We start from the raw sequence: 26,195 nt of genomic DNA, 5'->3' as shown, positions 1-26,195 counted from the left end.
GCGTTTCATTTCACAAAAAATAAAAATTTAATTTCCTAATACTCAAAAGGTTAGGAGTGTAGCGACAATAATTTCGTCTTTTTTAAAAAACCTAGACAATTCTATTTTAAGGAGTTTAGAATGAAGATGCTTAATTTAAATACCGAATCAGTTTTCAAAAAAACTTATATTTTAGATCAGATGATTGGCGGAGGAAATATAAAAAGTATGGACATGGAAGCCCTGAGAGAACGTGCGGGGCTTACCCGTGCTGAAGTAGCAGAGCGACTAGGTATCAGCGAAACCAGTGTTCGTAACTGGGAAACGGGGCGTACAGAACCAACAATGACTCCCCAAAAGTACCTGGAAATTCTGGATATTTTAAAATGCACTCCAGAAGAATTAGCTGTGGCTAGTGATAAATCTATTAGTCAACGCCACAAGCGTAAACCAGGTAGACCGAGAAAAGTTATACACAATAATAATGGACTTAATGAGGTAGAAAGGACAGAATCGGTAACTGGCCATTAAACATTTGCCGACCAATAACATTGGCAAAACAAACTTGACTCCAGAAAGCGATAGATTAGAAAGTAGTATTAATTTAGCTTTGGCGGTCAGTTAGCTCTCTGCTCTGCATTGCGCATATTACGCCAGCGTGACAAAGCGAAAGACTATGACACTCTGTGGACTGGATAGCGCCGACGCTACCCGGTCGAAGCAGGAATAGAAAACAGACACAGAATTTTATGTTTTACTAATTATTGTAGGTCTGTGAGAACGGCAACCATTCTCCTGCCCCATCAGGGATATTGTGAGTAAAGTCGTGGCTGGCGTTTTTCAAACTGTTCCTAAAGCAAAGAGGCTTTCAAACTACCGAGGAGTTTTAGGTGAAAATTTTGAATAAGCTGGGTCTATTTAAAAAAACACCAGACGAGGCAAAATTGCCAGTAGATGATATTCCTGAAGCTGTAAGAGATGAATACGAAGGTACAAAAGAGCAATTTTTTCAGCCTCAGAAAAAATGGCAGGTTTGGCAATTATTACTGATAGGGGCGATCGCTCTAATCATTGGTATTGGTTTGCACTTCCAATTTAACCAAACTCCAGACAATTCTTTTGTCGCCCAAATGAAACAAAATATGGGCACAAAAGTAGTTGAACCATATCCCACTCCTATAGAAACACCTTCACCTTCGCCATCTCCGATTCCTTCCATTCAGCAGAAAGAAAATATACTCGGACATTTGCCCTACAAAGAAGCATCTTGGCAAGAATTGACACCAGTCTTTGGCAACCAAAATGTTAGACTGCGTTCAAATGCTGCAGAAAAATTTAATGCTATGGCAGATGCAGCTTGGTCTGCAAATATTAATTTGGTTCCTCTTTCGGGGTTTAGAACTTTGGCAGATCAAGAGTATTTATTTTTTGAGGTGAAGGCAGAGCGGGGACAGGCGACATCTCAAAGGGCTGAGGTTAGTGCGCCTCCTGGTTACAGCGAGCATCATACAGGTTACGCTATTGATATTGGGGATGCTCGATCGCCAGGAAGTCACCTCAAAGTTAGTTTTGAAAATACTAGAGCGTTCCAATGGTTACAAGAAAATGCTGGTTATTATGGTTTTGAGTTATCCTTTCCAAGAGATAATTCTCAAGGAATTAGTTATGAACCTTGGCATTGGCGCTTTGTAGGTGATAGTCATAGTTCAAACACTTTTGAGCAGGCAAGGTCACTTGAAGAAGAGCAGGAATAGGAAGTGTGGGGGGTGTGGGGAGATAGGGAGATAGGGAGGTGGGGAGGTGGGGAGATTGAAGTATAGTATAGAGTTATAAACATAAGATTAGACATCTCCAAATCATAAAAAATAAAATCAATTATTAGACATTTCCGGAAATAAAAAGTAAAATTAATTCTTATCCATAAATATCAATTATTTTTCCCTATTCCCTGTTCCCTCTTTTCTGGAGATGTCTATTGTACTAGATACATTAATTATTTCTCCCTATCCCCTATTCCCTATTTCCTATTCCCTATTCCCTATTCCCTAATTATGAGACAAACTTCACTCAATATTATTGCCATTGGTATTTTTGTGCTTACCATGTCTGCTTTACTAGGACCAATATTTAATGTATCTCCACTTATACCAGCGATCGCTACTTTTTCTGTGCTGGTATTAGCAACTATAGATACCCTGGGATGGCAGGGTCAGGGAGGTATGATTATCGTAGATTTAGTGGAAGGAACATCTTCACAAAGACGCGATCGGATTATTCGTCACGAAGCTGGACATTTTTTGGTAGCTTATTTATTAGAAATTCCTGTTAGTGGATATGCTCTGAGTGCCTGGGAAGCATTTCGGCAAGGTCAGTCAGCTCAGGGGGGGGTTAGGTTTGATGACCAAAAGTTAGCTGCTCAGTTACAGAGGGGCATAATTTCTGACCAACTTGTAGATCGATATTGTACTGTCTGGATGGCGGGTATTGCTGCAGAAGATTTAGTTTATGGTAATTCTGAGGGTGGAGCGGAAGATCGGGCAAAGATTACAGCAATTTTAACACAATTAAAACGTCCTGGGGAGTCTAAACTTAAACAAAGTTGGGCATCTTTGCAAGCTCGCAGTTTGTTAGAAAATCATCACTCTGCCTATGAAGCGTTAGTGAAAGCAATGACAGAAAGAGTGTCTGTTTCTGATTGTTATCAAGCTATTCAGGAGCATCTTTCTGTTAATCAGAATTAATTTTACTGTGGAGTCATATCAAATCCGCTTACTTTGGAGTTGGGAGATTCTATCATCAGTATTGGCAAAAACTCCAAGCTTGGTAGGGGGTTTAGTGACCAAACCCCCCACGGTATTAAAGCGATATAGCTGCCGCACTTGCTCCGCCAACGCCAACCTAACCCCTATAAATTTATTTCTTGGCTTAACTCTTCTTGCACTTTTTCCCATTCATTTTCGCTTTGAGAAAGGATTTCCGTAGCTTTTTCAAGATTAAAATCTGCTCCAGACTCAATCACACCACGAGCCATATATTCTAACTCTTTACATAGTTCAGAAAAATTAATTGCCCCTAATAAAGCACTACTAGACTTGAGTGTATGAGAAGCTGATTTTAATGCAGGATAATCACGTTTTTTGATAGACTTCCTAATCGTACTCATATGTTTATCGCCATCAGCAAGATAATCTTGTATTAAAATAGCCAGGGTATCTGGTTCATCATCATAAAGATTGCGAAAGTCTTCTATAATTTTAGGGTCGAGCGCTAATTGTTGATCGTCTTTTGGTTCTAAGATATCGTCTAAGAAATCTAAACCTAACACTGTAGTTTCCTCAGTTGCTGGTAAATCCTCTGTATCTAAATCTATTAAATCATCCACTTTTGCTAATTCCTGTAAAGCTGTTTCAGTATTGCTTGGCGCGAGAATAGGCAATGTACTTTTGAGGGATATTGTTTTTTCCAACTGAGAAGTTGACTCTACCTTACCATTAGTAAATTCCTGTTTCTGAGTAATTGGTTTCTTGGGAGGGTCTATTTTAACTAATGCTAACTCTACAGATGATGAGTGATTACTAACTCCATTTTCTGAATCAGTTTTGGATTGTGATTTTTTGTTTCGGATAGGTTTAAACCTGTTTAAAGCTTGTGCTAATTTTTCGCGATGAATTGGTTTGGTCACATAATCATCCATACCAGCATTTAGACACTTCTCGCGATCGCCCTGCATCGCATTAGCTGTCATAGCAATAATCCAAGGGCGTTTTTCTTCTGGGTATTTTTGACAGATGTGACGGGTTGCTTCTATTCCATCCATATTAGGCATCTGCACATCCATTAATACCACATCGTAGGGTATCCGCTTGAGAGCATCTAAAACTTCTATTCCGTTAGCAGCTACATCTGCACGATAACCAATTTTTTCTAGTAAGTGTATTGCGACCTTCTGATTCACTACGTTATCTTCTGCTAACAATATCCGGATATTAGAGCGAACGTTACTTTTTTCACTCAGGTCTTGAAAATATTTCACACCTAAACTAGGAGTTTTAGCGTTAACCTCTCCAGCTCCTGTTGTTCCAAATACTTGCAGTAAAACATTATAAAATTGAGACTGTTTGACTGGTTTATTCAAAAATCCAGCTAAACTAATTTTTGCCTCCTGAAGTTCTCGGAAAATTTCTGCTTTGCCAATATAAGTAAACATTACTAATGGTAAAGATAACTCAGAACTTTTATTTTGTTTTGAGTTTTGTTCAGCTTCCAATTTGCGAATCTTTCTAGCTAATGTCAATCCATCCATATCTGAAAGATTCATGGCGATAATTCCAATATCAAAAGCTCTTTTCTGTTCCAACCAGCTTAAAGCTTTGGCAGCAGAATCAGCAATTACAGGTATCATTTCCCATGATTTAACCTGTTGTTTAATTACCTCTTGATTAACAGGATGACTTTCTACAACTAATATTGTTTTGCCTTTTAAGAAACTATCAATTCTTTCAGGAGAAGGCATTGCAATTGCCTTGGCTTGAATAGTAAAATAAAAGGTTGAACCTCTGCTACCTGCTTCTGGTTTGACAAAGTAATTAGGTGGAGTTCCTGCTACCTCTACTATAGATTCAGTAGCATTCACATTCTCAATATTTATTTTATTTTTTTTGTGATTGATGTCGCCATTGTTATCAATTTTTAAGACGAATTTTTGTTTTTTTTGTTCTGGCAAATTCTTGATTTCTACTGACTGAGAAACCACCCACATTTGACCGTCCATCATTTCACTTAATCTTTGACTAATGGCTAATCCTAAACCTGTACCACCATATTGTCTACTTGTGGAAGCATCCACTTGAGAAAAAGCTTTAAATAAGCGATCCATCCGGTCTGGAGGAATACCAATACCTGTATCTTTAACAGCAAATTGTATTTCATAGTTACCTGTTATTTTACCGGGAGCTTTAAAGTTAGATATTTCTTCGTAATTTATCTCTTCTAAGAGACTATCTTCTCGATTATTTTCACCAATTTTTATAGCACTGACAGAGACAACTACTTCTCCTTTTTCTGTGAATTTAACAGCATTTCCCAATAAATTTACCAATACTTGACGCAGCCTTGTCACGTCTCCTACAATCATTCCTGGTACTGAATCATCAATTAAACAAGCCAGTTCTAAATTTTTATGTGCTGCCCTTGGTGCTAATAATTCTAGTGCTTCTTCAACACAGCTTCTAACATCCAAAGGACTTTGTTCTAATTCCAGTTTCCCAGATTCAATTTTCGTAAAATCAAGAATATCATTAATAATAGTTAGTAGTGCATCCCCACTGGTGCGAATAGTCTCCACAAAATCTCGTTGTTCAGGAGTTAATTCCATATCTAATAATAAACTTGTCATCCCAATTACACCATTCATTGGGGTGCGAATTTCGTGACTCATCATTGCTAAAAATTCGCTTTTCGCACGGTTAGCTACTTCTGCTGCTTCTCGTGCTTGTTCGAGAGCTTTATTATGAGTTTCTAATTCTTGCTTATGAGTAACTTCTGACTCTAATATTTGTGCCTGAGCTAAAGTTAATCCTACCTGAGATGCCACCTCTTCTAATAAGTCTATTTCATCCTGTTTCCACTGACGCATATAATCACATTGATGTAAATTAATAATGCCATTTGGTTGTCCTTGATAGGAAGTACGAACTGCTAACATTGACCTAACTTTTAACCTCCGGTACATCGGTGCGGATGATTTTAATAGAGGATCTGAAAATACATCTGGAGAGGCGATCGCTTTGTCTTCTGCTAATAATTGTTCTGTATGAGAATTGTAAGTAACAGCAATATCTAAATCCAATGTTGATTCATAGTTTGCTTCCAAATATTCAGCAACACAAGGTAGGTGTGGATAGGGTTGAGCAACATAGCTATGAATTGAACAACGGTTAACTCCAAATACTCGTCCAATTTGGGTAGCAGTAGTCTGAAAAATTTCTTTAGTATCTAACTTAGAGCGAATTTCTTGGGTAATTTGTTTAAGTAATAAAAAGTGCTGATATTTTGTTTGTAAAGCTTCTATCTCATCTTGTCGCAACAATTCACCGCCAATATAAGTTGCCATTAATTTTAAAACTTTTATATCTGTTGAACTCCATTTATTCTTGGCAAGACGACTGGTAAAACTGAGGGTGCCATAAACTCTTCCTGAGACAAAAATTTTAGTGCCAATATAAGACTCTACACGACGCACCGTGTATGCTGGATGATGTCGCCACTGGGAATCTTTAGATGATTCAATGGCAAGGGGTTCATTGTATCGCAATACTTCCCGGTCAAATGTTTGTTCCAGGGTGAAGGCGTCTCCTTTTGCTATTCCAAATAGGAAGTCTTCTGGTAGATGAGCTGCAATAACTTCATAACGTTCTCCTAAAACTTGTCCTAATAAACCTATCTCCATGGCAAAACGACGGCATCCCATTTCAAGTAGTGCCACTATTCTGCCTTCAAAGGAGCTATCTGCACCTGCAGTGACTTCATACAGTTCTCTGATTGCTTTTTCATTTGCTTGTAAGTCTTGTTGGATACCGATCTTCGCAGAAATATCACTTAGGGTACTTACCATACCAGTAATGTTATTTTCCCTATCAACTACCAATGTACTCTTCATTTCTATTGGACAATAGTTTCCGTTTTTGGTTAACAACCTTAATTGATAGCAACCTGCCACTAATTTGTTATTAATAATAGCTAACTCAGTATTTTCTGGATTATTTTCTGCTGGAGAATTTAACTGATTTATCTCTTCTGGATGAATATAGTCTAAAAAATTTTCACCTAAGCTATTTTCTGGAGAAAAACCTGTAATTTTTTCCCATGTATCATTTAAAAAAATTAAGTTTCCTTTAGCATCAGTTTGCCAAACTATTTCTTGAAAATTATTAATAACTTGGCTATAATTTTCGACTTGCTCCTGTTGTTGTATTTCTGTTTCTTTTGCCTGAGTAATATCAACAAAAGTTCCCACCATTCTTACTGGTGTTCCTGATTTCCATAAGGCTTTTCCCCTGTCGAGAATCCAGATAAAACGATTATCTTTGTGTTTAATTCGATATTCTATTCGATAGGTAGGATTTTTTTTTGCTAAGTGTTCTTGAACAGCAGCACTAACTTTATCTATATCCTCTAGATGAATTCGATTTAACCATTCATCAATTTTATGGGAAATTTCATCATCTGTGTAGCCTAACATTTTTTTCCACTGAGGAGAGTAGAAAATTTCATTAGTTTTGATATTCCAATCCCAAATTCCATCTTGATTTCCTTCAATAGCTAGGGCTGCAATTTCTTGTGCTTTCAAGTGACTTTGTTCTAATTTTTTCCGTTCAATGGCAGATTCCTTAAGTTTTTCATCAGCTTGATGCAATTTGATAGATGTTTGTTCTATATAATTATGAAAGCGAACTAATGATTGATATAATGATTTGCCTAGAAGTATTTGTTGAATAATTTTTGTAGGACTAATAAGATTACCGATCTTGCCTGTAGAAGTTTGCACAATTAAAGGCAGTAAGTAATAATTTCTTTTCATTAAACCTAAAGCTACTTCTAAACTAGCCTGGGAGCGTATTAGCACTGGTAAGTTGTTACAAACTATCTCCGCTTTAGTTTTATTAAAGTCTATTTTTAATGCCTGTAGTTGTACTATATCTCTACTACTAATTGTACCTATAATTTTGGTTGATTTTTGATGCTGTGAATTTTGTTTTTTGGGGTTACTCTCAGTCTGATTTTTAGATTTGTTTTCTTTTGTTTCAGTAATCAGAATATAACTGACATTATGGGTAAACATCAGTTGGGTAATTTGCCTAATTGATAAAGATAATGAAGCTTGGATAATTTGAGATTCATGAATTTGTTCTAACTGATTAATTTGGATTAAGTTGGCTGGTAATTTTAAGCATGAATCGAAGGTTATTTTTACAGGTAATGGTGAATTATTCTGATTTTTTACTACATTATCCTGGACTGCTAAATCTTTATTGACAGCAATATTTTGATGATTTAATGGTTTATCATGACTTTTGGATATCGTTTTTAGACTTTTGTTATTTGGCTCAGGCTGATTGAAAATAAAACTGCGGCCAGTAACTAGACCAATAAGTTCTTCTGAATTATCAACGATTGGTAGGTGGTTGATTTGATGTTTTTCCAGTAGTGTGAAGAGAGCAAAAATATCTGGAATTTCCGATAGTTGGGCTGTTATTATGGATCTAATCATAATTTGAGCAATCGGAAATCCACTCAGAGGAGCGCCGATAGATGCTAACTGTACTAAGTCTCGCTCAGTAAATATACCAATGACTGGCCCTAAAGATTGTATCTTTGTATCTTGAGTGTTGAAATTATAACTTCCGTCTGGGGATTCGAGAGTGCGATCGCCTAGTTCTATCATATGAGAGACCATCCTGGTCTCACTGGGAGGAGATTGTTTTTCTGTGATTAGCACACAACTTGAACCTGTACTACTCATCGAGACAATTACATCTTCTACAGGAGTTTTTGGTGTAGCGGTAAGGGGATGATAATCAATGACCTGACTGATGGAGGGAATAAACATCTTGCAGTTACTCTGATGGTGTTTGCTAAAAATTGTAAATGTGGGTTTTAGTCCCGAATAATGCTATTTTGGAGGTTTCCGTTGGTGGGTAATGATATAACTTTTCAGTCATATAGCAGTTAGGACATTCTCACGTCTCTCAAATTTAGTCACATTCAGAATGTACGGGGTAATGGCCATTTGCCCCTACTGACTTCTGGCTTCTGAATTCTGAATTCTAAATTCTGAATTCTAAATTCTGCTATACCTACCCCTATTTCCAGAATATTTCCTAATTAATGTTAATTCCCACATTTTGCAGCTAATTATTTTAATCAGGGACGTAATTGTTAACTAACAACTTATAAATTCAAACATTGACACCCTTAATATTAATGATATGGGTTTCAAACCTAGTTTATGTAGTCTGCACCCGATCATTTCATTCTCTTTTGGACCAGTCGTCAAAGTAAATGCGGAAAATGTGCTTAAACTTGATGCAATAATTAAGCCTAAAAAAATATGTATAAATCTTAATATTTGCAAATCCTATGTAATATCATTTACTCTAACTTTTGTCAATATATATCTCTATAGTATATATATTAAAATTTGATAGTTCCTCAGAACTTAACTAAAAACTGCAAGAAGTCCCGCGCTCTCTTGCAAGGGAGGGTCGGGATGAGAGGGCGTGAGCCAGAGGTACAGAGGCGAACAGACAATATTGATTTGCCAACAAAAATATATGCTATAATTCTATAATTTTATCATGGTTGCAAATTAAGTGATAAATGTATCAAGCATACAAATATAGAATATACCCAACATTAGAACAGCAACTAGCTCTAGCAAAGAGCTTCGGTTTTTGTAGATGGTTTTGGAACTATTCACTTTCCTTGTGCCATGAAACATATAAAGATACTGGAAAAAGTCTGAGCAGAGCAGCTATTCAAAAAATGTTACCTACTCTGAAAAAGGAACATGAATGGCTAAGAACTGATACCTATTCTCAGTATCTTCAAGTAGTAGCATTGAATCTATCTACGGCTTACAAAAACTTCTTTGAACGACGTGCTAAATTACCAAAATTTAAGTCTAAAAAAGGTAGGCAGTCTATTAGTTATTCTCAAAATGTTATATTTAAAGATGACTATATAAAACTACCTAAAATTGGATTAGTATATTGTCGCCTTCATCGAAATTTTGTTGGAGAAATTAAAACTTTAACTATCTCTAAGAATCGAGATGGTAAATACTTTGCCTCTGTTTTAGTTGATAATGGTAAAGATATTTCTCAAAAATTAACTGTAGGAAAAGTAATAGAAATTGACTTAGGAATAACTCATTTTTGTCTAACTTCAGAGGGTTATAAATATGTAAATCCTAAGCATATTGCTAAACACGCTATTAATCTCAAACGGAAACAACAAAAGTTAGCTCGCAAACAGAAAGGAAGTAATAATAGAAATAAAGCTAGAATTAAAGTAGCTAAAGTTCAAGGAAAAATAGTTAGATATCGTGATGATTTTCTACACAAGCTATCCTGCAAAATAGTCAATGAAAACCATAGGGGAGCCGTCCCAAAAAACGTGTCGGCGACGTGTATTACAGTAGAAAATCTCGTGGTAAAAAACATGGTAAAAAACCACAACTTAGCTAAAGAAATTAGTGATTGTGGTTGGGGAATGTTTACAACTATGCTGAGTTACAAAGCAGATAGAGTTGGGAAAATTTATATAGAAGTTGATAGGTTTTTCCCTTCATGTAAAACTTGTAATGTTTGCCTCAATCAAGTCGGTAGTTTACCTCTTGATGTGAGAAAGTGGACTTGTGAAAATTGTCAAACAACCCACGATCATGATATCAATGCAGCAATCAACGTCAAAAATGTTGGCGAAGCCTTCCCGAAGGGTAGCTTTGCGGATATTGGAGTTAGGAACTAGCTCTGCTGCCAATCTGAGCGAGTGTAAGACATCTGGTAAAACTTCTGTTTTGTTAGATGCTATTTCCAATGAAGATTGAAGCCCGCCCCCTACCTGTTAAGGTCAGCGATGGGTAGTTCACTAAAAAGTAAATAGACAAATATTAAGTAAATAATCACTTAGAAACTGCTGGAGTGAATATACTGTGACTTTTGAAGAGCTGATTCAGAAGGGAGGCCCTGCTATGTGGCCTCTGTTAGTTTTATCAATTTTGTCCCTAAGTACCATAATCGATCGCCTATGGTTTTGGACAAACCTATTAATTAAGGAAAAACAAACGGTTAACCGAGTATTAGAGGCGGCACGCCGTGACTGGAGTATAGCAACGGAAATGGCGAGACGTACCGTAAAACAACCTATTGGTCGTTTTCTCTACGCACCTTTACGGTTACAAAACCCGGAGCCAGAAGTATTTAAATTGGCACTGGAGGCTGCCGCTGATGATGAGTTGGCCTCGATGAGGAAGGGAGATAAGTTACTGGAAGGGGTAATTGCTTTGGCTCCCATGTTAGGCTTACTGGGAACTGTTTTGGGTCTTATTGGTTCCCTTGGTTCGATTCGCTTGGGCGATCTGGGTACTTCTTCAACTGCCGGAGTAACAGTAGGTATTGGTGAAGCTTTAATTAGTACGGCTGCTGGTTTAGTAGTAGCTATTTTTAGCCTGGTATTTTATCGATTATTTCAAAGTTTGTTATTTAATCAAATGAAGGTTTTTCGGAAAGCTGGCAATGAGTTGGAATTGCTCTACCGACAATATTGGCAACAGGCATCTTTAAATCAGCACAATTCACAAGATAAGAATTCTTATTTTCCTTCTTCATGGGTGCAGAATTCTCGGAATGTTTCTGATGGTTTAGAACAGGATAAAAAGCCAACAGATTTTTCACCCGAAAGTGATGTTGAACCACCTCCAGATGAACCTAATAATAACTGACTAAAAATATAGCAATTAGAACAAAAAAGTCGCTCATTTATTGAAGCAAAATAATATTGATTTTTTTCCAATAGATAATTTTACTCTAGCTATAGCACTGCGCATTTAGGGGACGGACAGAAAACTCACGAGCGATACTACTTTTAAATGCATGACTTTTAAGTTTTGACTTGCGCGTAGCGCTATAATTTATCATTTCTCCAAACCAAAAAATTATGAAACTTAATCAAGAATTGGCTAGTGAAGAAGTTAGGATTGAATTAATACCTCTAATTGACGTAATTTTTTGTATTTTAACTTTCTTTCTTTTAGCTGCTTTGCAGTTAACCCGTCAGCAAGCAATTAATGTTGATTTACCAAAAGCTAGCACGGGTAAACCTCAATCACAAGATATGTTACTTGTGAGTCTGAATGAGGTGGGAAAAACTTTTATTGAACAACAACCTGTGAATGCTGTAGAACTCGAAAAGTTTGTGCGTAGATATAATCAGGTTAATCCTAGGGGGGTTGTTGTATTATATGCTCCTAAAGAGGCAAGATACAATGATGTTGTGCAAGTTTTAGATTTGTTACGAGAGGTGGGAGGCGATCGCGTAGCTCTAGCAACTTTACCTGGTTCGCCTCAAAGTGGTGGTGGCGATACTTCTGAGAAGTCGGTTACTCCCTCTGAGTCTGAACAAAAACCTACTCCAGCAAGAACAGTCGATCCTAATGAATATAAATTACCCCCTGCTCCTGGATCATCACAATAGGGTCAATATTTTTCACTTTTGAAGGGAACAGGGAACAGAAAATACTGCAAAGTAGATCATTTTAATATTTTTACTTCATATACTCGGAATCTGCTGTAATATCAAATCTAGATAATTAGTCATTGCGACTGGAACGGAGTGGAAGGAAGCAATCTCATCGGAATCTGCTGTAATATCAAATCTAGATAATTAGTCATTGCGACTGGAACGGAGTGAAAGGAAGCAATCTCAGGGGTGGCGCGAGATTACTTCCCTTTGGTAGAAATTGACTTGTGTTCAACCAGATTCTATAAAAATCTTTTACCTATTTTGGCAAAAAGTAAATAATATAGTAGTCAAAGCAAAGATTAGGACACTTATAAATGCTCAAACGAGCGTCAGGGATTACTTCTGACTTCTGACTTCTGACTTCTGACTTCTGACTTGCGCGTAGCGCTATAAGAAACCGGGTTTGTTTTAGAGATATCACAATATTGATATCTATTTGTACAAACCCGGTTTCTGTACCGTTTTAGTTTTATAATCAAATCCCGTTAAATTAAAGATAATAACGGGAGAATGTTAATTTACCTCTATATAGTATAGTTTTAACTAAAAAAAATTTAAACTTGATTTGAACCTACTTCCAGTAATTTTTCCAATCTTGCCGTTGACCAGTATTCTGTAGGGTAGGCGATCGCAAAAATAGACGAAAGTCGAATCAACCATGTCACCTGCTTAAAAGAATCATCTTCATCATCATATTCATCTGGTGGCACTAAAACCATAATTTCTACAAAATCTTTTGTTAAAGTAATAGGGAAACCATAATAACTTTCCTCAGCTTCAATGCGGACTTTACTACCATTTTCTAATGCTTCTTTTAATCTTTGGTAGAGAAGATTAGACTTTTTTAATTTGTCTTTTTTGGCCACAATTATTCTCCCTAAGTCTGATCTTGCAATTTAGGACTTTTATAAAGTACATAAGTACAAGTGCGTAATTAACTCAGGAGCAGTCCCGACAGTTGCAACTGACCAAAGTTAATTGTATCTCTTTGAATTTTAACTTGATTAGGAACTTTTTTAACGCTCTAATCGCTTAACCACATTCCATTGTCAGGAAATCCGTACATGGTTGTGGATGGGTTGAGATACTCCCAGTGCTACGCGCAAGTCAAAAATTAAAAGTCAAAAATCAAAAGTTTAAAGTAATTTTTGAGTGAATTTTCGGTGCACAAATGCTTAAAGCTATTATAGCAATCAGGAATAATTTTGATCGATATTTAAGAAGAATTAAGATAGATCAAAATCCTTTTATATTCTGACTCCTAACTCCTGAGTTCTGACTCCTAATTACTACTAAAATCTTACAACTGAAATATGATTGCTATATTATTTTCGGTTTATTTATTTTCCATAAATTCCAAAATTAGTCTAGTTATTGTCGCATAATTTTTAATAATTTGAATAGTTTGTGTCTGGGAATCTAATGTTTCTTGATTCACAGAGGTAAAACTGATTAATAGGGTAATTATAATTGCTGTTCCTATTTTTAATAATTTATCCCATCTGATTTTTGGTTTATTTTGCAAATGTTTTTGACCGCATTTGAAACAAATATAATAGTTGTTATTACTATTGTCTCGAACCAATAAACAGCAATATTCTTGAGATGATTTTTGCCTTTGCATGATTTTTTTATCTATTGAATTAACCTACAATTTCAGGATATGGAATATTCCTTAATTCTGTAAGCCCCAAAAACTTCCCCCTGAAGAATTTAGCCAGGGGTAATTAGGGGGAAATAATATTCCTCTTTTGTGAGAAAGCAGATTTTTAGCTATACTAAATACAACAAAACACAAGTCGGGCTGATGGAGAATTGGGAATTCTGGGATGATTTTCTGAAAAATATTGCTGTCGATTATAAATTGACCTTAGCAGAACAAGAGTTCTTTTTGGGAAGATTTAAAAGGATAAATTTGGAGAAAGATGAGACAGAAATTTGTCGTATTGTAATGGGTGATGATAATGAGGAAGCTTATAAAAAACGAAAATCGCAAGTATATCGTAAATTTAAAAAAATCATAAATCATAGTGGAAAAAATAAGTTTCCAATCTTATTAAAATGGTTAGAAACAGAATATCATAATCGATACGACCGACAACAAAATCCCAATACTTTAACACAATTTCAAGAAAAAGTTTCTAATCCTTTTATCCCATTAAGTGGAATTATAGATAATCCAAAGTTCTTTTTTAATAGAGAGCGAGAAATTACCAGAATTTTTGAGGTACTTAATAGTGGCAGTAGTATTGCCATTATTGGTGAGAGTGGAGTGGGAAAGTCTTCTCTATTGAAGGCGATCGCTCAAAAAGCTAGTCAATATCTCAAGAAACCTCGAAAACCGATATATATAGATTTGCAAAATATTCACAATGATAATGATTTTTATACAGCTATTTGTGAGGAGGTTGGTATTGAAATTTGTCAGGGATATAAGTTACAAAGAAATATCAAACTATATCGAATTTTGCTGTTGCTTGATGTGGTAGAAAATATAAGTTATGACTGGTTTACTAATAAACTTCGCAGTCAGTTACGAGGATTAGCAAATGATGTCGATCCTCCTTTGCGTTTAGTAGTTGCTGCTTCTAAACCGCTGGATATTTTATTTCCAGATAGTGGGGATAAGACTTCACCATTTAAAAATATCTGCATTGAAGAATATCTAGAACCCTGGAATGAAAAAACGATTCGTGATTTTATTGAGAGTAGGCTTCAGGCTGATTTTTTGGAGCAAGAATATCAAGGAATTGAGTTTAGTGAGGATGAGATTTCAGATATTATTAAAACAAGTGATGGTCATCCTGGTAAAGTGAAGCATCAATGTTATGAATTATTTGAGAGGAAAAAGCTATAGCAGTTTTTTAATTGCTGATAAGTAATAACTAATAATTGAAATGACCCAATTCCCCCACGACCAATTTGCCAAACAATATTTAGAAGAATTACTATCAAGTATTGGGGAAGTAAAAGCACCCCGTGAAGTTCGAGGAGAGGTCAGACAAATAGATGTTTGGTTTTCTCCCCAACCACAACTTCAAGGAAATCCAGAAGAATTAGGATTATTAGGTCGCTTGGCTACAACTTCAGCTTTATTTGAACCTTATCGTAATCCTGTTACTCCTGATGAAATTGATAGTTGTCTTCTCAAATTACTAGAAGTTAAAGGAGAAATTCAACGTGAAGCGAAACGAAATAAAACTCGTATTTCTATAGATGATTATCCCAAATTATGGATATTAACTCCTACAGCTTCCCAAAATATATTAAATGGATTTAGAGCTACTCTAGATGAAGAAAACTGGTCTTCGGGAATTTACTTTTTCGGAGAATATTTCCGTACAGCAATAGTAGTAATTCATCAATTACCAAGAACTCCAGAAACAATGTGGCTGAGAATATTAGGTAGGGGAAAAGTTCAGTCTCAAGCCATTGATGAATTGGAAGGTTTACCCAAGGATAATCCCCAGCGTGATAATGCTCTATTGTTATTATCAGATTTACTGAGTAATATAGAAGTAAATCCAGATGTAGATCCAGAAGATAGGGAGTTAATTATGAGATTATCACCACTTTTTTCTCAACGTTTAGAAGAGGCTACTCAGTCGGGTATACAACAAGGTTTACAACAAGGAGTACAACAAGGTAGAGAGGAAGGTATACAACAAGGTTTACAACAAGAACGTCGAGAAACTATTAAAAACTTACTTGTATTTCGCTTTGGAGAATTGGATAGCCAACTAGAGGTAATTATTGAACCTTTACTATCTTTATCTTTACCAGAATTAATGCCCTTACTATTACAATTGTCTCGTGAGGAACTATTAGATAGATTTGGAGGATAATTATGACATTATCACCACTTTTTTTTCAACGTTTACAACAGGCTATTTAGTCAAGAAAACAACAAGGTATATAACGAGATATGCAACTAGAAATACAAAAAAGAAGACAAAAAGGATATCAAGAAATGCTCGAAAGCTTACTTGTATTTCGCTTTGGCAAATTGGATAGCCAACTAGAGGTAATTCTTGAACAGATTATGGAGTTGCCAAAAGAAGATTTTAATAGGCTAATTTTACAGTTATCTCACTTATCTCGTGAGGAACTATTAGCTAGATTTGGAGTGGAAAATTGATGAAATTACTGTGGGAATTGGTATATTTTGCCCTCAGATGAATAAAAGACCATAAATACCATAAATAAATGTGGCAAAGTAGGGATGTTGCATGCAACGTCCCTACAGGGTTATCATTTTTTTTATGTGGTTGATTTTTACTTTTAAATTTATGACTTCCGTATGTCCAAGCATTCTATTCTTCAGGAAAATAAATCTTACACCTTTCGCTCTTACTTTGAGTTGCCCTAGGAAACTGACGATATTTTAGCTGAATTTGACTACAATTTCCAAAGAACAAGATTGTCTTTGCCGACATCAACTCGGCAACTGGAACGTTTGTCAGAATTACGTCAGCGAATAGAGGAAACTTTGCCTTTAGTTAGTTTGAGTAGTGAGGCAGCACGGCGAGAAATTTTAATTGCTCCGGTACTTTTGGAAGTCGCTCGCTACTGTCAATGTCAGCTCAGAATTGAATATCCTTTGAATGTCAATGAACGATTGAAAGGTAGTCTTGATTACTTCCTACAAAGTAATTCTCAACTGTTAGTAATTGAGGCCAAACATGATGATATGACGCGAGGTTTTACACAGTTAGCTGTGGAGTTAATTGCATTATCAGAATGGGAACCGGAACAGGATTTAATTTTTGGTTGTGTAACTATGGGGGAACTTTGGATATTTGATATTTTGGATAAAAAACAACGTTTAATTCAGCAAAATATTGATTCTTTGAGGGTGCCTGGAGATTTGGAGGCTTTGGTTGATGTGCTGGTGGGGATTTTGGAAAAACCTAACCCCCCAACCCCCTTCCCTGCAAGGGAAGGGGGAGAAACTCCCCTCTCCTCGTAGGAGAGGGGTTGGGGGAGAGGTCTTCGATGTGCTGGTGGGAATTTTGGATAGTTGAAAGTACGCACCCAAACAAGAAACCGGGTTTATTGCCCTGATTATTGATAAACCCGGTTTCTGCGTAAGTCCTCAAGTCATTCTGTCATTGCGAGCGACAGTGAAGCAATCTCGCGATATCTCTGAGATTGCTTCCTTCCACTCCGTTCCAGTCGCAATGACTATAATAATTATTATTGGATTTGATATAAGTTATGTTTTATTAATTTTCTAACCTATTTGCTAACAATGATGAAAAAAAACAATGATTCCGTTCCCCGTCTCGATCTAGCGCCACAATTGAAGCGTCCCCTCTCTATTTGGAATCCTTTGGATTATTTGCGGTTGTTGTATTGGGTGTTTTTCTTTCCGCAGGCGGTGCGGTGGTATGTGGAAAATTATGGGGGGGGAGAAGGTTTAACGGAAGAAACTACAAGGGAAAGTAGGTTGGAGTTCATGTTAAAATTACATTTCCAAGGGGTATTGTTAGTAGTTTTTGTTCCTTATTGGTTTTGTAAATTGTTTGAGCAAATAGGTTTTACTACTAATTGGGAAAATGTATTGTATGGCATGATGACAGGAATGATACTTTGCATTATAGGAGATATAACAGGTGAGCAAAGAAACATTTTAGCGTATGGTGTAGTGTATAGTGTGATGGTAAGTGTAGCAACATTGCCAGAAGGTGTAGCATCTATCTTCGTGTTTGGCTTGATGTTTGGGTTAATGAAAGGTTTGGCAGAAAAAAACACAGGAAGCATGAGAGGAGGTGTAATGAGAAGTCTAGCGCAAGGTGTAGCTATCTGTGTAACGCTTGTTATATTTGTGAGCTTGCTAGGAAATTTGGTACTTGGTGTATTACCTAGCTTAGTGGTTGCCATAGCTTTTAGTGTGGGAATTTGGAATCCAGAAAATTGGTTGATTACTGTACCACTGAACTTGATATCAGTTCAGAATCGCTCTTGGTTATTGCCTCGAATTACTCCTTTACCTTTACCTTTACTAACAATTCGCTTGAAATATTGGTTGAGAAAGGATTGGGAACTAGGTTTAGAAAATATCGATCAACTCTTAAGATATAGCTTACAATTTATTCCAGTTGTCAGAGCCATCAATCAGGTGCTAGCACAACTCCCTTCAGACCAAATTGTTTACCGAGTTGCTCAACTAGCAGAAAATCCTTATGATTGGGAACTTGTAAAGTTAGCATCTGCATCCCTAGTAGAAGAGTTGAAATCGGAGTTTACTGGAGGACTCAATCTTTTTAAATTTTTTCAAAAAATACCATCAATAGCACCAACTCGTTTAGACACTCCAGCTCGTGCTACTGCTGCCGGTTTCTGGCATCTCCATGAAAAAGAACCTGAAAAAGCAACAGCAGCATTTGATAAAGTGCGCTTTCTACTTTATGGTGAGGAAATGTTTATTTTAGCTGAAACGCTTTCTCGGCTTCAAACTGCAATAGACATCTCTACAGAAAAAAGGAAAGAATTTAGTTTCCCGAAATATACTATAAAACGTGACACTATTGCCAAAATTCAATTTTCTGAGTTTCCTTCTGAACCTTACTTACACCCCACCACCTGGAAAACACTTAAAGCTTTTCGTCACATTGTTGAAGATACCCAACACATTTTAGAGAAAGCCTCAAAGTCAGATCGTTATTTTTCCCTCAACTCGGTAACCAGTCAGTTAAGAAAAATTCAAGATAGTGCTGATGCACTTCCCCAAGCAGAACAGGGTTTAATAGTTGATATTGCCAAAACTTGGGAGGAAGCTTTAGAAAACATTCAAAGAGAAAGGCATAAAGTTTCTATTACTAAACCTGTAGAAAATCCTTATGTCATTGGCGATCCAGTTAAGGGTAAATTATTTGTAGGTCGGGAAGATATTATGAGAGAGCTTGAGGAACTTTGGATTAGGAATTCTCAGCTACAGTCTGTTGTTGTCTTCGGTCATCGTCGCATGGGAAAAACATCTATTCTACGGAATGTTGCCAAATCTTCGGGTGCAGATACACAAGTTGTTTATCTGAACCTCCAACCTTTAGGAGCTATTTCTGAGGGAATGGGTGAGGTGTTTTTAGCAATTAGTGATGAAATTTCAGGTGCTATTAACCTTTCCCCACCCGACACAGACGAACTCCTGAAACTTCCCCAACGAACTTTTAAACTCTACTTACAACAAGCAATTCAAAAATTAGATAACAAACGCTTAATTATTGCCCTGGATGAATTTGAAACCATTGAAGACCTAATTAACACGCAACAACTTCCCCCTAACTTCATGGCAGTATTGCGGGGGTTCGTGCAGATGGATCGGAAAATTGCCTTTGCCTTCGCGGGGTTGCACACTCTCGAAGAAATGACAGAAGATTACTTTGAGCCATTTTTTGCCAGCGTTATTCCCATCCGTGTCGGTTTTTTGAATAGAGCAACAACCAGACAACTCCTTGCCAACCCCAACCCAGACTTCCTGCTCACCTACGAACCAGAAGCAATGGATCGCATTTACGACCTCACATCCGGACAACCATACCTAATACAACTACTGGGATTTTTACTTGTCCGTCGCTACAACGAGCAAACCTTCGAGGAGGGAAAACCAAGGGAACCTATTTTTACCGTTGCCGATGTGGATGCCATTCTTGAAAAAAATGAACTATTCCAAAATGGGCGCTATTATTTCACGGGAGTTTGGGGGCAAGCAGGGCAGGATGCAGCGGGACAACAAGATATTCTGAAGGCTTTAGCTAAGTGTTCGGGAAGTTGCAGTCGCGCTATGCTTCAGGAACTTACAGGTTTAGATGAAACCACTATTAATAATGCACTTGAGACCCTTTCTCGCCACGATGTCATTGTCGCAACCGAGGGAAACTTGAAATTTGCCGTAGAATTGTTTCGGCGTTGGGTAGTGAAAAATCAATGTGAGTAGGAGGCCATTTCAGTTATCAGTTATCACCACAAAAGGAAAGGGGAAAAATTCTATTTCAAATTATGGTATTAACCTTCCTCCTTCTTCCTTCTTTTAATTTTACTGCTCCAGAATTACAAATTCATATTTTCCAGATTTAACACTAGGTTTAACTTGAACTAATACTGATTTATCTTTGTCTAGAAACTGGCGATCGCCTAACTCCCCAAATCTAATTTTTCCTGTTACTCCTTCTAGATAAAAATCACGACTAGATAAGATTCTTTGTAATTGTTTACGAGAATAATTACCCCTCATTTCATCTAGAGCTTTAATAATAGTTTGAGTCGCATCATAAGATGTAGCAGTACGCCAACTAACTTCAGCATTCCAAAACTTTTTCGCTGTTTGAGAAAATTCAGAATTAGGGTAACGATGCCAGGGAATAGCAAGGGTTAAATTTGCTCGATCTGCTTGCTGACCAGCATCCTTTAATACCCTAGGATTATAAACAGAATCTCCACCTAATAATTTCAATCCTTTAGCATTATTAATTATTCCTATTGCATTACCCAGAGTTCTGTCTGTAGCAGGAATCAAAAGCATTATTTCTGCACCTTGATTTTGGGCTGATTCCACACAGTCACTAGCACTAAAAGTTCCAGCTAAAATATTGCACTTATATACAAATTTTTCTGGCAGTAATTTCTCAAATTCTTGAGCTAGAGACTCACTATAATTATTACCAGGTATATAAGCAACAGCTATCTTTTGCTCTGCCCAATTTTGTTTATTCAAATAATTCAATAAAGCTTGAGCTGCTAGGCCATCGCTCGGTGCAACTCTAAACACAAACTTACCAAAATTTTTCAAACTAATAGAAGTGCTAGTAGGAGAAATTACCACTAATTGAGCTTTGTTATAAATATCTCCTGCTTGTAAAGTCATATCACTAGAAGAGTGACCAACAACAGCAATAATTTTCTCATTTTCTACTAAAGCTTCAGCAATTTTTTCTGCAGTTTTTGGCAGATATTCATCATCAGCAATAGTAATTTTTAGAAATTTCCCATTCAAACTACCAGAGCAATTTAGTGTACTTTCAATATTTGTAATAGCCAGAGAAATTTTATCCAAACCACAATTAAATTCAGTTTGAGCTTGGGCAACTCCTCGTAAAATTTCCTGAGCAATATCTGATTCCTGACCTATAGGAACACTTACGGCAATTTCTATCTTTTCCCCAATATTAGTATTAGACTTTTGTTCAGCAATTGCATTATTCAAATAAATCAAAGTTTCCGGGTCATTTTTATGGGTTTGGAGAGACTGACGAAATTGAGCGATCGCCCTAGCAAATTTCTCACTATCAAACTCCTGAATTCCCATTTCTTTTGCCGGAGTTGTCTTTGAAGAAATTAACAGCTTTCCTCCCTGACTAATATTTTGAGAAATTTCTGGTGGTGATGATATATCTGGAGTTGAAATGAATTGATTTTTCACTACATTAATCACCAAAAGTCCTAATAAAATTCCTGCGACTGTAATTTGCAAACATCCCATATTTGCGAGCTTCAAAAGAAGCTTAAATTTCTCCCATATATTTGGATGAATAAACTGCTCCCACCTCAGAGAATGAGACAAAGCTGTTTCTTGAATACAAAGAGTAGGCAACCACATTGCCCCTGGATAAAGCTTTTCAAAATGTTCTAACCTTCCTTTTGCTATTTGTACAGATTCAAACAGGGATTTATTATTTGCAAATTCCTCAAAGAAGTACTCCAAAAATTTCACTGCCACTATGTCTGGAACAGGTTCCCGCATAACAATAATTCGTGACAAACCAAGGTTAGCCAATTGATTTGCTAAACCCAAACCATCACAGGAATTAAAAATTGCTAACTGCAACCCTTTATCTATTGCAAATTTCAAAGAATTCTTAAACTCTTCAATACTTAATCTATCCTCATCATTCAAATCTATCCAACCAATTGAACCATCTTCTTTACTACAACTATGACCAGCAAAAACTAAGATGTGATAACCAGGTTCTTCCCGCAAAGCATTAGATAAAGTCTCCCTGGTTGGTTGATGTAAATATTTAACTTCCGCACCCTTTTCTTTTAACTTTTGAATTACCTCTAAATCTGACTTTGTATTAATACCATCACTCTTTCCAATTATGACAATAATCCTTACTTTCGATAATTTACGCACTCCTTTAGAGCTACCTCTACCCTTAACTCGGATAGCAATTTCTGTTTGAGGAAAACGAGACTCAAATAAACTCCATTCTTGCCAAGGAATTCGACGTAAATTAGGATTTTGAATATCCAAAAATAAGCGAATTTCTTCCCCAGAAGATTGTAGAGAACTTAAAACAGCAATTAACTCGTCTCGTATAGGTTGCCAACTACTCTCTCCACTATCTAGCCATTGATTAAGAGTAATTTTAACTTGTTCTTTTTGTTCAGCACTAGAATAATTAACCACTGATTTTGGGCTAAGGCGAGTTGCTACTTTCCCCACATCTTCCAACTCATAATAAGCTTCTTTCCATTCCTTAAAAGATGTTTCTAGTTGAAAAGGTAAACATGGCAAAAAACCATCAATAGAGTGAAAATTAGTATCTTTAGTATCTATTAAAGTTAAAGTGACATGAAATTTATCATTAACACTATCAATTAGTTTAATTTTAATTATTTTCATACTTATCTATCCTCTTGAACCAATTACTAAAAGTAATGCCATACTTAGAAACAGTTTCTAAACTCATAAAAAACCTCTCTCCAAACCTCTCTCCTACCAGGAAAGAGGCTTTGAAATCCCCATTCCCTGGTCTATCCCTTATAAGGAACTCCTAAAACCCTTTTCTAATAGGGAGATGGGGGGGTGGGGAGATGGGGAGGTGGGGGAAGAAAAACCTCTAATTAAATACGTTTACTCTCCTGAAATATCCATTGAATGGCAAATTCATAACTTCTTTTTTTTGTCAAGTTTTATGTTAATAAAGATGTTTATAAAGCATAGATTCCTTGGTAGGGAATGGGGGTAGAGGAGTTAGGTTCTTAGGATTTATCGGTTCCATTATTAAGTAATTAACAAACGCTGAATAACCTTTTTAATAACTATTACCCAGTTAGTATTAGTTATGCATATTTTTACTTCTCCTCCACTCTCCACACTCCCCAAACCCTCGAGACCCAAGGACATAATTCTAAAAAACATACCCTTGTAAGCTCCTCTACTCCCCTACTCCTCAGCTCAAGAAAATGTAAAAAAGTTTTTGATAAATGGTATTAAACCACAAAATTTTCTCTAATTACTTGCTCGCCTAAACTCATTTCTATAGTAAATTTTTCTTTAGTTTTACAACCAAATTCTAATTGTATCCAATCATCTGTTTCCCTCGCCTCAGCTTCCATACAAGAAATACCAGACTCATCCAATATTTTCAGTTGTAGATCGGGAGGTAAATAGAGACTTTCATCAGCAGGATAAAGTCTTACACAAACATCTATTCCTTCCTCTTCCTCCTCAAATTTAGCTGTCACTTTTACCATGAATACTATAGATCGCTGAGTCGCTCCACTACCCCAATTAATAATCTTTCCACAACTAATACTTGGTACTTCAGATTCAGAAGTAGCTTTTCTTACACTTCTCATATTAGTACCTGGCAATAATTCTGAAGGTTGCCATTCTGCCTGGAAAATTCCCCCAAACCACTGCCGTAAGTTGACAAATTTTTTACACCAATCAATTTCGTCAATTAATGTGTCTAAAGAATCTATTTCTGTCAGTGAAATAGATTCTTGAAATTGGTTAATCTTTCTTCCAGAAACAAATCCTAATAGTTGTACTTGGTTTAAATCTGACTCAAATTGAACTGCTATATAACCAATTCTATTTTCGGTAACTTCTGGAGGCAAATAAAACTCTTTTTCCCCAGGCAATACCGGACGACATTCCAGTTTGCCAATATTTGGTAAAACTAAGTCAGCCAAATTAAATATTGCTCTTGAACCAGCATTCCAACAATCACTTTGCTGAATAGCTGTTTGAATATTTATCCACTTTAAATAAGTTTGCACTGCCAGAACAGCAAGAGTATTTAGATAAACTTGTTTTCCTTTTTCTGGAGTTGCTTGTTCGGCTGCAAATTGTCCTGCGTATTGATGAGCTTCTGGAGTTAAATAAACTGTTAATGGTTGTGCTAAAGCTAGGGTCATGGTTGTTCTCCAAATTTACTACTAATTTCTTGTAACAAGGGAAGACATTTCCGCTTCCAGTGAGAATAAAGGGTTTGGTTACTGATATTAATTTCTCTAGAAATATTAGATATTCTTTTTTCTTCCAATAATAACCGAATGGCTAATACATGACAGTTACATTCGGGATGTTTTCTCGGATGAGATGCTTGGAGTTTTTCCTCTGGGTCTGTCTTAATATATTCCTGAACTGCAATACCTTGTCTTTGACGTTTAGCTTGTTGTAGTTCAGCAATTTTCATTTCCAGTAAACTGAGAGTATTAGCTGGTAATTTTTCACCTAAAGTTGTTGATTGTCCTTCATCATCATTAATAGGTTTATCTATACTCTCATTTTCATATTTATTATCAGCAATATATAAATCTCGGACGCGCCATTTCAAATAACCATTAATCCAAATTACAAAACTTTTTTCCCAAGGAGAAGTAGGACTAAAATTTTGAATATTTTTGCTTGCCCATTCTAAGGTACGATTAAAAGCCTCTGGATAATTTTGGTGAGATGACCTATATAATCCTGGTAGTTGTTGGATTAGTATCAGTAATCTATTTAAGGCTTTCTGGCGTTCTGGACTAGGGTTTTGAGATTGACATATTTGGGTAATTAGGTCTCGCAGTTGGTCTTCCACGGCGATCCTCCTATAACAATAGTTGAATGTTCTGAGTTTAGCCCATCAACCACAAATATATATTTGGCTTACCTTAATTTTTAACCCTCTCCTTTTTATATATCTGCTTGTCAAAAGTTTTTTATGATTTACAGCAGTTTTCATTTCGTTAGACAACAGTAGGGGCGTTTCATGCAACGTCCCTAGGGAGCGATAATTTTTTTAATGTGGTTCGGTTCGTTTACCTGAAAATTGCTATAGGGTATGTGATTATATTTTTGATTTTCAAATTATAGAGTAGGGTAAGAGTAGGGACGTTCTATGGAATGTCCCTACAAAAACATTTTTTTATATTCGTGAGCAAGATGCTCACACTAGCTATTTTCTAATCGCTGCAATTTCTCTTTTGACCACTCCCGCAGTTGTTAGTCTGGGTCGTTTTCTGCTCTGTCTTGTAATAGTGGGGGAGTTTGCGGATGGTCTGGATAATGTTTGACTATTGCTTCTAGAACTTTGGTTGAGTTTAGGAGTAGGGTGTGTTTTTGCTAATGAAAAGCGTCAGCACGACACACCAAAAGTCAACGGTGGTGAGTTAATGAAATGTAATACAACATACTATACTATGTACTATTGGACAATAGATGAATAAAACATCAATTTATGGAAAAGAGAGCGAGAGTAGCGATCGCTACTCATGTAGGTTTGGTTGTAGCTTGCTTCTGCGTAGCGGTACGACAGTGAAACCCAACAGGTACAAGAATATGTTGGGTTACCCTGCGGGATCTTGCTACGTACCTCAACCCAATCTACAAAACTTAATCCGCTTCATCCGTATATCCGTGCCATAATCCGTGTGAGCGCTGCAATTTCTTTTTTGCCCACTCCCGCAGTTGTTCGTCTGGGTCGTTTGCTGCTCTGTCTTGTAATAGTGGGAGGGTTTGCGGATGGTCTGGATATTGTTTGACTATTGCCTGTAGTGCAATTTGTCGAGGGTTGTCTTGAAACTCATATTCACGTTGAAAGGGGTCATTGAGAGCGGTGTGGTAAAACAATTCTAAAATTCCGGGTTCATGTTTCCAAGCAGTAGCAATTTGTCGCACTGCTTCACGTCGCACATCC

Annotated in this window: 19 protein-coding genes; 12 read left to right on the top strand and 7 right to left on the bottom strand. The window is 36.6% G+C overall.

What is annotated here, in order from left to right; all coding sequences use genetic code 11:
- Window positions 1–120 precede the first annotated feature (120 nt).
- The 3 genes from ACP6PM_RS14385 (at window position 121) to ACP6PM_RS14375 (ending at window position 2,720) form a co-directional block, all read left to right on the top strand.
- Window positions 121–510 carry a helix-turn-helix domain-containing protein gene (locus ACP6PM_RS14385; protein WP_426585699.1) on the top strand — a complete coding sequence of 130 codons (390 nt, stop codon included), beginning with the start codon at window positions 121–123 and terminating at the stop codon, window positions 508–510.
- Between the two features lie 359 nt (window positions 511–869).
- Window positions 870–1,733, top strand: coding sequence for a M15 family metallopeptidase (locus tag ACP6PM_RS14380; protein WP_426585697.1), 864 nt, complete (start codon window positions 870–872; stop codon window positions 1,731–1,733).
- A gap of 297 nt (window positions 1,734–2,030) precedes the next feature.
- Entirely contained in the window at window positions 2,031–2,720 is a 690-nt protein-coding gene (locus tag ACP6PM_RS14375) for an ATP-dependent Zn protease (RefSeq protein WP_426585695.1), read from the top strand.
- Between the two features lie 164 nt (window positions 2,721–2,884).
- Here the strand turns inward: ACP6PM_RS14375 and ACP6PM_RS14370 are convergent, their stop codons facing one another.
- Window positions 2,885–8,587, bottom strand: a complete 5,703-nt coding sequence (locus ACP6PM_RS14370; RefSeq protein ID WP_426585693.1) for a response regulator — start codon at window positions 8,585–8,587, stop codon at window positions 2,885–2,887.
- Between the two features lie 770 nt (window positions 8,588–9,357).
- Between ACP6PM_RS14370 and ACP6PM_RS14365 the strand changes: the two genes are divergently transcribed.
- From ACP6PM_RS14365 to ACP6PM_RS14355, 3 genes are all read left to right on the top strand, one after another.
- On the top strand, window positions 9,358–10,509 hold the full coding sequence (locus tag ACP6PM_RS14365) for an RNA-guided endonuclease InsQ/TnpB family protein (RefSeq protein ID WP_426585691.1): 1,152 nt from the start codon (window positions 9,358–9,360) through the stop codon (window positions 10,507–10,509).
- Window positions 10,510–10,732: 223 nt separating this feature from the next.
- On the top strand, window positions 10,733–11,482 hold the full coding sequence (locus ACP6PM_RS14360; RefSeq protein WP_426585718.1) for a MotA/TolQ/ExbB proton channel family protein: 750 nt from the start codon (window positions 10,733–10,735) through the stop codon (window positions 11,480–11,482).
- A gap of 215 nt (window positions 11,483–11,697) precedes the next feature.
- Window positions 11,698–12,234 carry an ExbD/TolR family protein gene (locus ACP6PM_RS14355; protein ID WP_426585690.1) on the top strand — a complete coding sequence of 179 codons (537 nt, stop codon included), beginning with the start codon at window positions 11,698–11,700 and terminating at the stop codon, window positions 12,232–12,234.
- A gap of 602 nt (window positions 12,235–12,836) precedes the next feature.
- Here ACP6PM_RS14355 and ACP6PM_RS14350 read toward each other — a convergent pair.
- On the bottom strand, window positions 12,837–13,148 hold the full coding sequence (locus ACP6PM_RS14350; protein ID WP_426585688.1) for a hypothetical protein: 312 nt from the start codon (window positions 13,146–13,148) through the stop codon (window positions 12,837–12,839).
- A gap of 470 nt (window positions 13,149–13,618) precedes the next feature.
- Complete coding sequence (locus tag ACP6PM_RS14345; RefSeq protein WP_426585686.1) at window positions 13,619–13,906, bottom strand: hypothetical protein; 288 nt, start codon at window positions 13,904–13,906, stop codon at window positions 13,619–13,621.
- A 183-nt stretch (window positions 13,907–14,089) separates the two neighbouring features.
- Here ACP6PM_RS14345 and ACP6PM_RS14340 point away from each other — a divergent pair, with 183 nt between their 5' ends.
- The 5 genes from ACP6PM_RS14340 to ACP6PM_RS14320 all read left to right on the top strand — a co-directional run bounded on the left by ACP6PM_RS14340 (window position 14,090) and on the right by ACP6PM_RS14320 (window position 20,218).
- On the top strand, window positions 14,090–15,139 hold the full coding sequence (locus ACP6PM_RS14340; protein ID WP_426585684.1) for an AAA family ATPase: 1,050 nt from the start codon (window positions 14,090–14,092) through the stop codon (window positions 15,137–15,139).
- 40 nt (window positions 15,140–15,179) lie between these two features.
- Window positions 15,180–16,127 carry a hypothetical protein gene (locus ACP6PM_RS14335; RefSeq protein ID WP_426585682.1) on the top strand — a complete coding sequence of 316 codons (948 nt, stop codon included), beginning with the start codon at window positions 15,180–15,182 and terminating at the stop codon, window positions 16,125–16,127.
- 80 nt (window positions 16,128–16,207) lie between these two features.
- Window positions 16,208–16,420 (top strand): hypothetical protein, encoded by a 213-nt coding sequence (locus tag ACP6PM_RS14330; RefSeq protein ID WP_426585680.1) that lies wholly within the window; start codon window positions 16,208–16,210, stop codon window positions 16,418–16,420.
- 288 nt (window positions 16,421–16,708) lie between these two features.
- Entirely contained in the window at window positions 16,709–17,251 is a 543-nt protein-coding gene (locus tag ACP6PM_RS14325) for a hypothetical protein (RefSeq protein WP_426585678.1), read from the top strand.
- Window positions 17,252–17,533: 282 nt separating this feature from the next.
- Window positions 17,534–20,218, top strand: a complete 2,685-nt coding sequence (locus tag ACP6PM_RS14320; RefSeq protein WP_426585676.1) for an AAA family ATPase — start codon at window positions 17,534–17,536, stop codon at window positions 20,216–20,218.
- A 99-nt stretch (window positions 20,219–20,317) separates the two neighbouring features.
- On the opposite strand, the gene ACP6PM_RS14315 is transcribed toward ACP6PM_RS14320, so the two are convergent.
- The 3 genes from ACP6PM_RS14315 to ACP6PM_RS14305 all read right to left on the bottom strand — a co-directional run bounded on the left by ACP6PM_RS14315 (window position 20,318) and on the right by ACP6PM_RS14305 (window position 25,097).
- Entirely contained in the window at window positions 20,318–22,906 is a 2,589-nt protein-coding gene (locus ACP6PM_RS14315; protein ID WP_426585675.1) for an ABC transporter substrate-binding protein, read from the bottom strand.
- Between the two features lie 590 nt (window positions 22,907–23,496).
- Entirely contained in the window at window positions 23,497–24,429 is a 933-nt protein-coding gene (locus ACP6PM_RS14310; RefSeq protein WP_426585673.1) for a DUF1822 family protein, read from the bottom strand.
- The gene (locus ACP6PM_RS14305; RefSeq protein ID WP_426585671.1) at window positions 24,426–25,097 is read right to left on the bottom strand and encodes a hypothetical protein; all 672 of its coding nucleotides are present in this window, start codon (window positions 25,095–25,097) and stop codon (window positions 24,426–24,428) included. Before ACP6PM_RS14305 ends, ACP6PM_RS14310 begins: the two co-directional genes overlap by 4 nt.
- A 478-nt stretch (window positions 25,098–25,575) precedes the next feature.
- Here ACP6PM_RS14305 and ACP6PM_RS14300 point away from each other — a divergent pair, with 478 nt between their 5' ends.
- On the top strand, window positions 25,576–25,725 hold the full coding sequence (locus ACP6PM_RS14300) for a hypothetical protein (RefSeq protein ID WP_426585669.1): 150 nt from the start codon (window positions 25,576–25,578) through the stop codon (window positions 25,723–25,725).
- A 166-nt stretch (window positions 25,726–25,891) separates the two neighbouring features.
- Here the strand turns inward: ACP6PM_RS14300 and ACP6PM_RS14295 are convergent.
- Window positions 25,892–26,195 (bottom strand): HEAT repeat domain-containing protein (locus tag ACP6PM_RS14295; protein ID WP_426585667.1); only part of this gene is annotated, 304 nt, incomplete at its 5' end.

Source organism: Dapis brunnea BLCC-M229 (assembly GCF_050015995.1).
Lineage (GTDB): Bacteria > Cyanobacteriota > Cyanobacteriia > Cyanobacteriales > Microcoleaceae > Trichodesmium.
This window is presented reverse-complemented; position numbering and strand designations above follow the sequence as displayed.

Excerpts from the sequence above, each read along its gene's own strand:
- ACP6PM_RS14345 (WP_426585686.1), bottom strand. The coding sequence starts at position 13,906 with ATGCAAAGGCAAAAATCATCTCAAGAATATTGCTGTTTATTGGTTCGA.
- ACP6PM_RS14355 (WP_426585690.1), top strand. The coding sequence starts at position 11,698 with ATGAAACTTAATCAAGAATTGGCTAGTGAAGAAGTTAGGATTGAATTA.
- ACP6PM_RS14365 (WP_426585691.1), top strand. The coding sequence starts at position 9,358 with ATGTATCAAGCATACAAATATAGAATATACCCAACATTAGAACAGCAA.
- ACP6PM_RS14315 (WP_426585675.1), bottom strand. The coding sequence starts at position 22,906 with ATGAAAATAATTAAAATTAAACTAATTGATAGTGTTAATGATAAATTT.
- ACP6PM_RS14360 (WP_426585718.1), top strand. The coding sequence starts at position 10,733 with ATGTGGCCTCTGTTAGTTTTATCAATTTTGTCCCTAAGTACCATAATC.
- ACP6PM_RS14330 (WP_426585680.1), top strand. The coding sequence starts at position 16,208 with ATGCAACTAGAAATACAAAAAAGAAGACAAAAAGGATATCAAGAAATG.
- ACP6PM_RS14320 (WP_426585676.1), top strand. The coding sequence starts at position 17,534 with ATGATGAAAAAAAACAATGATTCCGTTCCCCGTCTCGATCTAGCGCCA.
- ACP6PM_RS14340 (WP_426585684.1), top strand. The coding sequence starts at position 14,090 with ATGGAGAATTGGGAATTCTGGGATGATTTTCTGAAAAATATTGCTGTC.
- ACP6PM_RS14335 (WP_426585682.1), top strand. The coding sequence starts at position 15,180 with ATGACCCAATTCCCCCACGACCAATTTGCCAAACAATATTTAGAAGAA.
- ACP6PM_RS14370 (WP_426585693.1), bottom strand. The coding sequence starts at position 8,587 with ATGTTTATTCCCTCCATCAGTCAGGTCATTGATTATCATCCCCTTACC.
- ACP6PM_RS14310 (WP_426585673.1), bottom strand. The coding sequence starts at position 24,429 with ATGACCCTAGCTTTAGCACAACCATTAACAGTTTATTTAACTCCAGAA.
- ACP6PM_RS14385 (WP_426585699.1), top strand. The coding sequence starts at position 121 with ATGAAGATGCTTAATTTAAATACCGAATCAGTTTTCAAAAAAACTTAT.
- ACP6PM_RS14375 (WP_426585695.1), top strand. The coding sequence starts at position 2,031 with ATGAGACAAACTTCACTCAATATTATTGCCATTGGTATTTTTGTGCTT.